The organism is Kitasatospora sp. NPDC057940 (assembly GCF_042887425.1).
In the GTDB taxonomy this organism is placed as follows: domain Bacteria; phylum Actinomycetota; class Actinomycetes; order Streptomycetales; family Streptomycetaceae; genus Kitasatospora.
The window spans coordinates 22,974-34,471 of record NZ_JBHVPH010000048.1; the positions used below are offsets into that span (position 1 = coordinate 22,974).

General features: G+C 73.6%; 10 protein-coding genes. 4 read left to right on the top strand and 6 right to left on the bottom strand.

Features of this window, described 5'->3' with window-relative positions:
- Positions 1-22 precede the first annotated feature (22 nt).
- The 4 genes from ACFVTF_RS37110 to ACFVTF_RS37125 form a co-directional block, all read right to left on the bottom strand.
- Positions 23-1,108 carry an ABC transporter ATP-binding protein gene (locus tag ACFVTF_RS37110; protein WP_371519354.1) on the bottom strand — a complete coding sequence of 362 codons (1,086 nt, stop codon included), beginning with the start codon at positions 1,106-1,108 and terminating at the stop codon, positions 23-25.
- A gap of 78 nt (positions 1,109-1,186) precedes the next feature.
- Positions 1,187-1,996 (bottom strand): ABC transporter permease, encoded by an 810-nt coding sequence (locus ACFVTF_RS37115; protein ID WP_387818562.1) that lies wholly within the window; start codon positions 1,994-1,996, stop codon positions 1,187-1,189.
- A complete protein-coding gene (locus ACFVTF_RS37120) occupies positions 1,996-2,820 on the bottom strand; it encodes an ABC transporter permease subunit (RefSeq protein ID WP_350880479.1) in 825 nt (274 codons plus the stop codon). Before ACFVTF_RS37120 ends, ACFVTF_RS37115 begins: the two co-directional genes overlap by 1 nt.
- 205 nt (positions 2,821-3,025) lie before the next feature.
- The gene (locus tag ACFVTF_RS37125) at positions 3,026-4,192 is read right to left on the bottom strand and encodes an ABC transporter substrate-binding protein (RefSeq protein ID WP_363618622.1); all 1,167 of its coding nucleotides are present in this window, start codon (positions 4,190-4,192) and stop codon (positions 3,026-3,028) included.
- 369 nt (positions 4,193-4,561) lie between these two features.
- On the opposite strand from ACFVTF_RS37125, the gene ACFVTF_RS37130 reads away from it, so the two are divergent.
- Positions 4,562-5,341, top strand: a complete 780-nt coding sequence (locus ACFVTF_RS37130; protein WP_371519358.1) for a GntR family transcriptional regulator — start codon at positions 4,562-4,564, stop codon at positions 5,339-5,341.
- Positions 5,342-5,389: 48 nt separating this feature from the next.
- On the opposite strand, the gene ACFVTF_RS37135 is transcribed toward ACFVTF_RS37130, so the two are convergent.
- Together ACFVTF_RS37135 and ACFVTF_RS37140 are read right to left on the bottom strand one after the other, a co-directional pair.
- Positions 5,390-6,985 (bottom strand): TauD/TfdA family dioxygenase, encoded by a 1,596-nt coding sequence (locus tag ACFVTF_RS37135; protein ID WP_387818554.1) that lies wholly within the window; start codon positions 6,983-6,985, stop codon positions 5,390-5,392.
- Positions 6,986-7,240: 255 nt separating this feature from the next.
- The gene (locus ACFVTF_RS37140; protein WP_387818556.1) at positions 7,241-8,326 is read right to left on the bottom strand and encodes a pyridoxal-phosphate-dependent aminotransferase family protein; all 1,086 of its coding nucleotides are present in this window, start codon (positions 8,324-8,326) and stop codon (positions 7,241-7,243) included.
- 97 nt (positions 8,327-8,423) lie between these two features.
- Here ACFVTF_RS37140 and ACFVTF_RS37145 point away from each other — a divergent pair, with 97 nt between their 5' ends.
- The 3 genes from ACFVTF_RS37145 to ACFVTF_RS37155 form a co-directional block, all read left to right on the top strand.
- Entirely contained in the window at positions 8,424-9,515 is a 1,092-nt protein-coding gene (locus ACFVTF_RS37145) for an amidohydrolase family protein (protein WP_371519365.1), read from the top strand.
- Between the two features lie 116 nt (positions 9,516-9,631).
- Entirely contained in the window at positions 9,632-10,309 is a 678-nt protein-coding gene (locus ACFVTF_RS37150) for a uracil-DNA glycosylase (protein ID WP_371519368.1), read from the top strand.
- Positions 10,310-10,493: 184 nt separating this feature from the next.
- Positions 10,494-11,498: SCO1860 family LAETG-anchored protein (locus ACFVTF_RS37155; RefSeq protein WP_387818559.1), on the top strand; the 1,005-nt coding region annotated here is incomplete at its 3' end.

The window sequence follows — 11,498 nt, forward strand, 5'->3', positions numbered from 1 at the left end:
ACGCAGATGGGGTTCGAGGCTCTCAGACGGTGCGGCGGTCCACCAGCACCGGACGCTCCGGCAGCAGGAGCTCGGCGCGCGAGCCGGCCGGCAGCGCGGCGGCGGCCTCGGTCGGCAGGTCGGCCTTGACCTCGGTGCCGTCGTCGAGGCGGACGGTGAGCCGGGTGACGGCGCCCAGGAAGGACGCGGTGATCACCAGGGCCGGGCCGGTCTCGGACGGGGTCAGGGTGACGTTCTCCGGGCGGACCAGCACCTGGAGTTCGCCGTCGGCGGGCAGGTCGCCGTCCACCGCGTGCCGGCGGCCGAGCACCTCGACGCCGTCGGACGTGCGGGTGCACGGGATGCGGCTCATGGTGCCGACGAACTCGGCGACGAAGGCGGTGGCCGGGCGGCCGTACAGCTCGGACGGGGTGGCGCACTGCTCCAGCCGGCCCGCGCGCAGCACCGCGACCCGGTCGGCCATCGACAGCGCCTCCTCCTGGTCGTGGGTGACGAACAGGGTGGTGATCCCCAGTTCCTGCTGGAGCCGGCGGATCTCCTCGCGCAGCTGGAGGCGGACCTTGGCGTCCAGCGCGGACAGCGGCTCGTCGAGCAGCAGCACGCGCGGCTGCAGGGCGAGCGCCCGGGCGAGCGCGATGCGCTGCTGCTGGCCGCCGGACATCTGGTGCGGGTAGTGCTCGGCGCGGTGCGGCAGGCCGACCAGCTCCAGCAGCTCCTGGGCGCGCTTGCGGCGCTCGGCCTTGCCGGCGCCGCGCATCCGCAGCCCGAAGGCGACGTTGTCCAGCGCGGTCAGGTGCGGGAAGAGGCTGTACGACTGGAACACCATGCCCGCGTCGCGCTTGTGGGCGGGGATCGCGGTGATGTCCTGCCCGTCGACCAGGACCTCGCCGGAGTCGTGCTGCTCGAAGCCGGCCAGGATGCGCAGCGCGGTGGTCTTGCCGCAGCCGGACGGGCCGAGCAGGGCGAGCAGTTCGCCCGGGTGGACGGTCAGGTCCAGGCCGTCGAGGGCGGTGGTGGCGCCGAACGAGCGGCGCAGCGAGCGGAACTCGACGGTGGCGCCGCCGGGGGCGAGCGCGACACCGGTGACGGGGGCGGAAACCGTGGTCATGGCTGGTAACTCCTGGAAAGCGTGGGGTGGTTCAGGACCGTGCGGCCGGAGCGCGGGGTGGCCGGGCGGCGGGGCGCCTCAGGCCCGCGCGCCCTTGCGGCCGCGGCCGGCGGCGGACATCAGCAGCAGGACGAGCCAGACGATCAGCAGGCTGAGCATCGAGACGGCGACGGACATCTGGCCGTCGCTCTTGCCGTTGGAGTTGATCCACACCGAGAAGGGGGCGAAGCCGAGGATGGAGGCGGTGGTGAACTCGCCGAGCACCAGGGCGACGGTGAGGACGGCCGCGTTCAGCAGCGCGCTGCGCAGGTTCGGCAGGACGACGGTGAACACCGCGCGCAGCCAGCCGGCCCCGCAGTTGCGGGCGGCCTCGACCAGGGTGGCGACGTCCACGCCGCGCAGCCCGGCGTCCAGCGCCCGGTAGGCGAACGGCAGCGCCATCAGCACGTAGGCGATGACCAGGACGATCGGGAACTTCGGGTCCTGGATGGCCACGATGGTCTGGAACAGCGGGGTGTCCTGGAGGTAGTCCGGGCCCCAGCGCAGCACGCCGATGATGCCGGTGGTGAGCGCGACCACGGGGACGACCAGCGGCATCGAGCACATCACCTCGATCACCGGGCGCAGCTTCGGCGCACCGAGCCGGGCGGCGAGCATCGCCGGGACGAGCAGGAGCAGCAGCACCGCCACCGTGACGCCGGCCAGCTCCAGGCTCAGCACCAGGCTGTCCAGGAAGCCGGGCGCGTTCAGCAGCTCGGTGTAGGCCCGGAAGGTGGTGCCGCCCTTGTTGTCGTCGACGCTGAAGATCACCGAGGAGGCCAGCGGTACGGCGAAGTAGACGCCGCAGAGCAGCAGGACGAGGCCGCGGCCGAAACGGATGCGATTGATCAGGCGAGCCACTTGGCACTCCGGCGCTGAAGGGGCAGGTACACGGCCATCACCAGGCAGGCGACCACGATCATGTCGAGGCCGAGGGCGAGGGCGAGGTTGCCCTGGCCGACCAGGACGTTGCCGGACAGTGCGTCGCCGATCTGCATCGAGATCAGCGGCACCGAACTGCCCACCATGGCCTCGGCGGTGGCGTACGCGGCGAAGGAGGCGCCGAACAGCAGCACGAAGCCGCCGAGCAGCGAGGGCACCAGGACCGGCAGGGCCACGTGCCGCCAGTACTGCACGACGGTGGCGCCGTTGTTGTACGCGGCCTCGCGCCACTGGGTGCGCAGGCCCTCCAGGGCCGGGGTGATGGTGATGACCATCAGCGGCACCAGGAAGTACAGGTAGACCACGGAGAGGCCGGTGAAGGTGTAGAGGTTCCAGCCGTGGCTGGTGAGGCCGAACTTCTTGGTGACCTCGCCGGCGTTGCCGAGGGTGGCGACGAACATGAAGGCGAGCGGCACGCCGCCGAAGTTGGCGAGCACGCCGGAGGCGGAGAGCACCGCCTCGCGGAACACCCGGAACCGGGAGGTGGCCACGGCCTGGGCCAGCGGCAGGCCGACCACGGCGGCGATCAGCGCGGTCAGCAGGGAGAGCTTGACGCTGCCCCACAGGGCGGTCCAGTAGGCGCCCTGCAGCGAGCCGGTGAGGTTGTCGGTGGTGAAGGTGCCGCCGCCGTCGGGGGCGTCGGGCGAGGTGGTGAACGCGCCGATGGCGATCGCGACGGCGGGCAGGCCGAAGCCGACCAGGAAGAACAGGAGCAGGGGGAGGGCGGCCATCCAGGCGCGGCCGCGGCCGGCCCGGGGCTTGCCGGGGCGGGGGGCCCTGGCGGTCTTGGCGGTCTCGGTGCTCTTGGCCGTGGTGGCCGTGGTCGGGGAGGTCGTGGTGGCGGGGGTGGTTGCTGCGGGGCCGGGGGCGCCCCCGCCGCTCTGGGCGGCGGAGGCGGGGGCCGGCACCGGGGTGGGAGCCGTGGTCATCGTCAGGTCAGCCCGCGATCGCCTTGGCCCAGTTCTCGGTCACGGTCTTCTTGGCCGTGTCCGTCTGCTCCTGGGTCGGGAAGGTGGTGAAGGGCTTCTCGACCGGCGGGAGCTTCGCTGCGCCGGCGGCGTCCAGGGTGCCGGCCGTCTTCATGGCGTCGAACAGGGCCGGGGTGGCGTAGCCGCCCAGGAAGCCGTTCTGGCCCTCGGCGCTGTACAGGTACTCCTCCCACAGGCGGGCGGCGGCCGGGTGCGGCGCGTCCTTGTTGATCGCCTGGTTGTAGTACTGCGCGTAGGAGCCGTCCGAGGGGATGGCCACCTGCCAGTCGATGCCCTTGCTCCTGAACTTGTCGGCGTAGCCGGCGTTCAGGTACGACCAGTCGATGCTGATCGGGGTCTCGCCCTTCTCGATGGTCGCCGGGGTGACCTCGACCGGGTTGAAGTTGCCGGCCTGCTTGACCTTGGCGAAGAAGTCGATGCCGGGCTGGATGTTGTCCAGCGAGCCGCCGTTGGCGAGCGCGGCCGCGTAGACGGCGCCGAAGGCGGCACCGGCCTTGGTCGGGTTGCCGTTCAGGGCGACCATGCCCTTGTACTCGGGCTTCAGCAGGTCGGCGAAGGTCTTCGGGCAGGCGGACACCTTCTTGGCGTCGCACGCGATCGACATGTAGCCGCCGTAGTCGTTGTAGTGCAGGCCGTCGGCGTTCTTCATGGTGGCCGGGATCTTGTCGAAGTCGGTCACCTTGTACGGGGCCAGCAGGCCCTGCTTGGCGGCGCTGAGCGCGAAGGCCGAGCCGAGGTCGACGACGTCGGGGGCGCGGTCCTGGCCCTTGCGGGAGGTGATCGCGTTGATCTCGTCCTGGCTGGCGCCGTCGGGGTTCTCGTCCTCGATCTCGATGCCGTACTTCGCCTTGAAGTCGTCCATCAGCTTGCCGTAGTTCGCCCAGTCGCGGGGCAGCGTGATGACGTGCAGCTTCCCCTCCTTCTTGGCGGCGGCGATCAGGCCGTCCATCCCGCCGAAGTCGGCGACCGAGGTGGCGGTCTTGGCGCTCTTTCCGCCCGCGGCGTCGCCGGACTTCGCGGTGGAGGAGCCGGCGGAGCCGCAGGCGGTGAGGGACAGCGCGGCGGCGGTCAGGACCGCTGCGAAGGCGGCGGAACGGGCGCGGTGCACGGACACGGGTCAGTCTCCTGATCGGGTGTACTGCAAGGGGGTGAGCTGCGGTGGGGTTGTCTGATCGGGGGATCGTGCGAGTGGCCGTTCGGAGCCGTTCTGAGGTGCCCGGTGCCGTTCGGAGCCGCCCGGAGCCGTTCGAGGCCGTCCGAGTTGACTAGCCAACTTCGCTGACGGAGGTAAGTACGCCGGAGTCCGATGACGGGAAGGTGAACGGACGGCCCAGAACCGGGGTCGGCTGCGGGAACGGTCGAATCCGGCCATCGGAGCGTGATCCGTTCGGTGCGATGCTTCAAAGGCGCAGCGGGATAAGGTCGGGCTGTCCGTGCCGGTACGGCTGCGCAGGACACCGCCCCAGGAGGGACATTGACTGACGTGGCACTTGAGCCCGGGCGCCCCGCCGAGCGCGCTCCCGGCGCCCTGTACCGGAAGGTCGCCGCCGACCTGCGCGAGGCCATCACCACCGGCGCGTACGGCGAGGCCGGCCGGCTGCCCGCCGAGGGCGCGCTCGCCGAGCAGTACGGCGTCTCCCGGGGCACCGTCCGCCAGGCGCTCGCCGTCCTGCGCTCCGACGGGCTGGTCACCTCCCGCCGCGGCACCCGGCGCGTCGTGCTCGGGGGCGCCCGGGTGCAGAGCTTCTCCGAACTGCTCAGCTTCACGCACTGGGCGTACTCGATGGGCGAGGAGCCCGGCGGCATCCTGGACTCGCTGGTCCGCCGCCCCGCCGACACCGCCGAACGCGAGCAACTGCGCCTGGAGCCGGGCGCCGAGGTGTACGTGACCGTCCGGCTGCGCACCCTCTCCGGCACGCCCGTGATGGTCGAGCGGACCGTCTACCCGCCGCGGGTCGGCGAGATCGTCGCCGAGCTGCCGGCGGACGTCGTCTCGCACACCGAGGTCCTGCGCGAGCACGGCATCCTGTTCACCGACGCCGACCACACCATCGACATCGTGGCCGCCAACGCCGAGGACGCCCGGCTCCTCGGCTGCCGCCGCGGCGGCCCGCTGCTGCGCGAACGGCGGCGCACGACGGACCCGACCGGCACTCCGGTGGAGTGGTCCCAGGACCGCTACCTGCCCGGGACGGTGGCGTTCAGCATCCACAACTCGCTGGCCGCGTCGGCGCTTTCGCGGCACGCCCGGGAGGGTGACTGAGCCCGGGGCCGAGCCTGGTCCGTCTCCCGGGCGTGCCGGCCGGTGCCGTCAGTGCATGAGCGCGGCGAGCAGCGGGCGGTAGTGCTCGAAGCCCGGCGTCGGCGCCCCGGCGACCTTCGCCTGATCGTCCCAGCGGCGCACGGCCACCGCGTCGGCGGCGCCCGGGAGTTCGGCGAACGCGGCGGCCTGCCGCTCGTCCATCGGGCCGCCCTGGACGGTGAGGGTGTACTCCGAGGCCTCGGACAGCCGCTGCCGGTAGTCCGGTTCCACCGCGCACAGGTAGCGCTTGGCGGCCACGTGCAGCCGGACCGGCTCGGTCACCTCCGGGCCGAACCACCGCGCCAGCCAGTCGGCGCCGGTGTCGCTGTGCCGGTTGTCCTGGCCTTCCATCAAGTCCCTTCCGTGCAGCGCACCCTGGCCGTGCTTGTCGAAGAAGTGCCCGACGTCGTGCAGCAGCGCGGCGGCGACGAGGTGGTCCGGCGCCCCGGCCGCCTCGGCGGCAGCGGCGCCCTGGAGCATGTGCTCGGCCATGGTGACCTCCTCGCCCAGGTACTCCCCGGCGCCCTCGCCCGCGAACAGCCCGGCGATCGCGTCCAGCGCGGCGGTGCGGCGGTGCAGCACGGCGAGGGTGCTCGCCAGGGAGTCGAGGTCGGCGTAGCAGCCCTGGAGGTGGCGGTGGCCGTCCTGCTGGAAGGCCGTACGGGCGTGCAGCAGGCGGGTGTTGTCGAAGATCAGGCAGTCGCCGCGGTCGAGGCGGAAGGTGAGCTGGAGCTCCGGGCGCAGGGTGATCGCGGCGAAGCGGCGGTAGGCGGCGTAAAAGGCGTTCAGCTCCCCGGGGGTGCCGCGCAGGGTGCCGATCGAGCGGTTGTTGAACCGCACCTCGCGGATCCGGCCGAGCGCGTCCAGCTCGATCAGCGGGCGGTCGGCACGCAGTTCGGTGCGGCGGTCGCGGAAGACGAACGGGACGGGCGTGCGGGTGAGCGTCTCGAAGTCCGCCGGCGCCTCCTCCCGGAGGGCCGCCGCCGCCCGGAACCCGTCCACCAGGCCGGAGTCGCCGCCGGTCGCGGAGTTCTCCAGGCAGTGCAGCAGCTGGAGCGTCGGCACCGGGTCCCGGTACGGGTTGTCGGTGTGCGGCGCGATCGCGACGCTGGTGAACGCCAGGTTGTTCGGATCCGGCTCGACCCGGACGTCGAACAGCTCCCCGTAGTTGGTGACCCGGACGTAGCCGAAGCTCTCGGCCACCGCGAGGACCTGCCGCTCCACCGTCGGCACCCCGCGCAGCACCGCGAAGCCGCTGCCGCGCACGGCGGTGAGGACGGCGGCCTGCTCGGCGGGGTCGGACAGGTACGCCTCCCACCGCGCCTCGGGGAGGCCGCGGGCGAAGTCCGCCGCCACCCAGAGCCGCTTGTCGGCCTCCGTCCGCCCGTCGCCGTCCCGCTCGGCGCCGAGCCACGCCAGCGGGTACCGCGAGCGGTGCCCGTCCGACCAGAGGATCTCCAGGTGGCCGTCGATCTCCGTGCTCGCGGAGATCGTCAGCCCTTCCTCCAGGTCGTTGATCTGGAACAGCTTCTGGCCGTTCCGGGGGTCCCGGCACTCGGCGCACGGGCAGTTGTCGCGCAGCCAGTACGGCGGCAGCTCGGTCATGGTGGTCTCCTCCTCGGCGGCGTCCCGGGTGAAGTTGTATAGCCAACTTCACCCCTGGCCGGAGCCTGCCGGTCCCCGGTGAGATCGGCGTGCCGCGCAGATGAACGCTGCGGGAACTGTGCCGGGAGCCCATGGCCGAAACCCGCCGTGCCGGGTGCGGCTGGGTCTAGCCGGGGGGGGAGGGACGGAGCGGCCCCCGGGACCGAGGGTCCCGGGGGCCGCTGCGCGTGCTCGGGCCTTGACGGCGCGGTGGTGTCAGCCCTGGACGGTGGCCGTCCAGGCGGCCTCCGCGGCGGCCAGGGCCGGGGCCGGGTCCGCGTCCGTCGCGGTGGCGAGGGCGGCGAGGCAGGCGTGGACGGTGGGCAGGGCGGCGGCGGGGCCGTAGTGGTTGACGCGGAGCATCGAGGCGGCGAGGGGCCCGCCGCCGGGCTGGACGGGGAGGGCGGGGTCGAGGCGGGCGGCGAGCTCGGCCGCGTGCACGCCGGCCGGGGTGCGCAGCGTGGTGGCGACGGGGGCCGCGTGGGCGTCCTCGGTGACGAACGGGGCGAGGGTGCCGAGCGCGCGGGCGCCCGCGCGGGTGGCGGCGGAGGCGGCGCGGTGGCGGGCGATGACGGCGGGCAGGCCGTCGGCGGCGATCCGGTCGAGGCAGGCGCCGAGGGCCAGCATCTCCAACTGGGCGGGGGCGTGCGGGAGCACGGTGCGCCCGGCGTCCGTCCAGCGCTCCTTCCAGTCGAGCAGGGACAGGTAGGAGCGGCGCGGGGCGGCCGGGTTGGCGGCGATCCGCTCCCAGGCACGCTGGGAGACGGAGACGGCGGAGACCCCGGCGGGGCCGCCCATGGCCTTCTGGCCGCCGATGACGCACAGGTCGACGCCCCACTCGTCGGTGAGCAGCGGCTCGGCGGCGACGGAGGCGACCGCGTCGAGCATCAGCAGGGCGCCGTGCTCGCGGACGGCGGCGGCGATCCCGGCGACGGGGTTGGTGTTGCCGGTGGCGGCCTCGGCGTGGACGAGGGAGACGAAGTCGACGGCCGGGTGGGCGGCGAGGGCGTCGGCGACCTGCTGCGCGCTGACCGCGCTGTCGAAGGGGACGGCCAGGTCCACGACCTCGACCCCGCAGGAGCGCAGCCAGTTGCCGAAGGTCTGCCCGTACGGGCCGGTGACGATGTTGAGCGCGGTGGAGCCGGGGTGCGCGGCGCCGCGGATCGCGGCCTCCAGCGGCAGCAGCGCCTCACCCTGGGTGACGATGACGTCCGCGGTGGTGTGCAGCAGTGCGGCCACCTGGTCCTCGATCGCCGCGAACTCGGCGGCGCTGAGCGGGGGGAGGTCGAGGAAGGGACTCACGGTAGCGGCCTTTCGGGCATGGGGTGGTGGGTGCCGGAACGAGTCTGCCGCATCTTTGCTGCTTACAGGGAACACGCCCGTCGGTAGAGTGCGGGCCATGAGCGATCGCGCGGTGCTGCACGTCCGGGGTCGGGTGCTGGTCGGTCCGGAGGACGTCCGGGACGAACTCTGGGTCGTGGACGGCCGGGTGAGCTTCACCCGCCCGCCCGGCGCCGAGGACGTCCGGACGGTGACGGGCTGGGTGCTGCCCGGCCTGGTGGACGCGCACTGCCACGTCGGCCTGGACGCGCACGGCGCCGTCGACGCGGAGACCAGCGAGAAGCAGGCGCTCACCGACCGTGACGCCGGCACCCTGCTGATCCGCGACGCCGGCTCGGCTGCCGACACCCGGTGGATCGACGAGCGCGAGGACCTGCCCCGGATCATCCGCGCCGGGCGGCACATCGCCCGCACCCGCCGCTACATCCGCAACTACGCGCACGAGATCGAGCCCGGCGACCTCGCCGCGTACGTCCGGGCGGAGGCCCGGCGCGGCGACGGCTGGGTGAAGCTGGTCGGCGACTGGATCGACCGCGAGCGCGGCGACCTCGCCGCCTGCTGGCCCGGCGACGCGCTGGCCGAGGCGATCGCGGCGGCGCACGAGGAAGGCGCGCGGGTCACCGCGCACTGCTTCGCCGCCGAGTCGCTGCCGGACCTGCTGGCGGCCGGCATCGACTGCATCGAGCACGCCACCGGGCTGACCGAGGAGCTGATCCCGGCCTTCGCCGAGCGCGGCGTGGCGATCGTCCCGACGCTGGTCAACATCGCCACCTTCCCGGGCCTGGCGGCCGGCGGCGAGGGCAGGTTCCCGGCCTGGGCGGCCCACATGCGGCGGCTGCACGAGCGCCGCTACGCCACCGTCGGCGCCGCGCACGACGCCGGCATCCCGGTGTTCGTCGGCACGGACGCGGGCGGCTCGCTGGCGCACGGGCTGGTCGCGGAGGAGGTGGCGGAGCTGGTGAAGGCGGGGCTGAGCCCGGCGCAGGCGCTGTCGGCGGCCAGTTGGGGCGCGCGGGAGTGGCTGGGGCGGCCGGGGCTGGAGGAGGGGGAGTCGGCCGACTTCGTGGTGTACGGGGAGGATCCGCGGGCGGACGTCCGGGTGCTCGCCGACCCGCGGCTGGTGGTGCTGCGCGGCCGGCCGGTGGGGTGAGCGGCCGGCCGGTGGCGGTGGCCCGTCGTGGTCGGCGGTGGGCCGGTCGGCTCCGGGCTCGTATGCATGATCATCCGCTGAACGCGCTGTCGGTGTAGGCCGATAGGGTGGCCACCATGGCACCGCGTCCACTGAACGAGATCGTCGAGCCCGGTTGGGCCACCGCCCTGGAGCCCGTCGGCGGGCGGGTCGCCGCCATGGGCGACTTCCTGCGCGCCGAACTGGCCGCCGGCCGTACCTACCTGCCGTCCGGGCCGAACGTGCTGCGGGCCTTCCAGCAGCCCTTCGCCGACGTGCGGGTGCTGATCGTCGGCCAGGACCCGTACCCGACGCCCGGCCACGCCGTCGGGCTCAGCTTCTCGGTGGCGCCGGAGACCCGGCCGATCCCGGCCAGCCTGATCAACATCTTCCAGGAGTACGGCAGCGACCTCGGCCTGCCCCAGCCGTCCAACGGCGACCTCACCCCGTGGACGCAGCAGGGCGTCCTGCTGCTCAACCGCGCGCTGACCACCGCGCCGCGCAAGCCCGCCGCGCACCGGGGCAAGGGTTGGGAGGAGGTCACCGAGCAGGCGATCCGGGCGCTGGTGGCGCGCGGCGGCCCGCTGGTGGCGATCCTGTGGGGGCGCGACGCCCGCAACCTGCGGCCGCTGCTCGGGGACGTCCCGGCGATCGAGTCGGCGCACCCGAGCCCGTACTCGGCGAGCGGCGGCTTCTTCGGCTCGCGGCCGTTCAGCCGGGCGAACGAGCTGCTGGCGCGGCAGGGTGCGCAGCCGGTGGACTGGCGACTGCCGTAGCAGACCGGAGTCAGCGGCAGGCGTCAATCTCACTCCAACGAGTGAAATGACGTTCTGTGTGGCTCCTGTGACGGACTGTTCGAGAAGACTGGCGGCTCACCGTTCGGAACGCCGGCCCCTCCCCGCCTGTCGCGGGTGACGTCTGGGCGCGCTCCGGATCAACAGCACCTGTGGGGGTACCGCCATGTCTTCTCGTTCCGCCGGCTCCACCCGTTCCGTCCGCCGGGCCGCTTCCGCCGCCGCCGTGGTCGCGGCCTGCACGCTGCTCACCGTCCCGCCCGCGTACGCCGCCCCGGCGGCCACCGCGTCGCCCTCTCCGTCGTCCGCCGCCTCGCCCGGCAAGGCGCGCGCCGTCACCGCCGAACTCGCCCTGGACGTCAGCCTGTTGAACAAGGCGGTCGACGTCCCGGTGGACCTCGCGCTCAACAAGGTGGAGACGCCGGCCCTGCGCGAGGGCTCGCTCCTCACCGCCAAGGTCGACGGCGTCGACCAGCAGGGCCCGGTCACCCTGGTCAAGGCCGACATCGGCACGGCCGTGACCCGCATCGACGCCAAGGGCACCGCCGCCTCCGTCAAGCTGGTCAACGCCGACGTGCACGCCCCCGGCCTGCCCGCCACCACGCTGATCGGCCTGGAGGCGATGAGCGCCGAGGCGACCTGCCCCGTCGACGGACAGCCGACCGCCGACGTCGTCGCGCCCGCCAAGCTGACGGTGCTCGGCAAGCCCGTCACCTTCGGCCTGTACGGGCCGACCAAGGTGGACGTGCCGCTGATCGGCAGCGTGTCGGTGGAGCTCTCCAAGAAGAGCACCACCTCGACCACCGCCGCCGCCTCCGCCCTGGAGGTCCAGGTGGAGGTGAACCCGCTGAACCTGAACGTCGCCAAGGTCACCGGCAAGATCACCGTGGCCTCGGTGAGCTGCGAGAAGCCCTCCGCGCCGGCTGCCGGTGCGACCCCGACCCAGGCGACCCAGGCCCCGACGTCGCCCGCGCCGACCGGCACCGCCGCCACCGCCCAGCCGGTCGCCGACACCACCACCCGCGCCGTCGTCCCGCAGGCCGCCACCGAGAAGCCCGGCCCGTCGGAGAAGCCGGCCGCCGGCCTCGCCGCGACCGGCGGCAGCAGCGCCACCGGCCCGCTGGCCGCCGGGGCCGCCGCCCTCGTCGCCGGCGGGGCCGGCGCCCTGTGG

Bases quoted from the DNA above. Each gene is read 5' to 3' on its own strand.
- ACFVTF_RS37110 (WP_371519354.1), bottom strand. From the start codon at position 1,108: ATGACCACGGTTTCCGCCCCCGTCACCGGTGTCGCGCTCGCCCCCGGC.
- ACFVTF_RS37120 (WP_350880479.1), bottom strand. From the start codon at position 2,820: ATGGCCGCCCTCCCCCTGCTCCTGTTCTTCCTGGTCGGCTTCGGCCTG.
- ACFVTF_RS37135 (WP_387818554.1), bottom strand. From the start codon at position 6,985: ATGACCGAGCTGCCGCCGTACTGGCTGCGCGACAACTGCCCGTGCGCC.
- ACFVTF_RS37145 (WP_371519365.1), top strand. From the start codon at position 8,424: ATGAGCGATCGCGCGGTGCTGCACGTCCGGGGTCGGGTGCTGGTCGGT.
- ACFVTF_RS37150 (WP_371519368.1), top strand. From the start codon at position 9,632: ATGGCACCGCGTCCACTGAACGAGATCGTCGAGCCCGGTTGGGCCACC.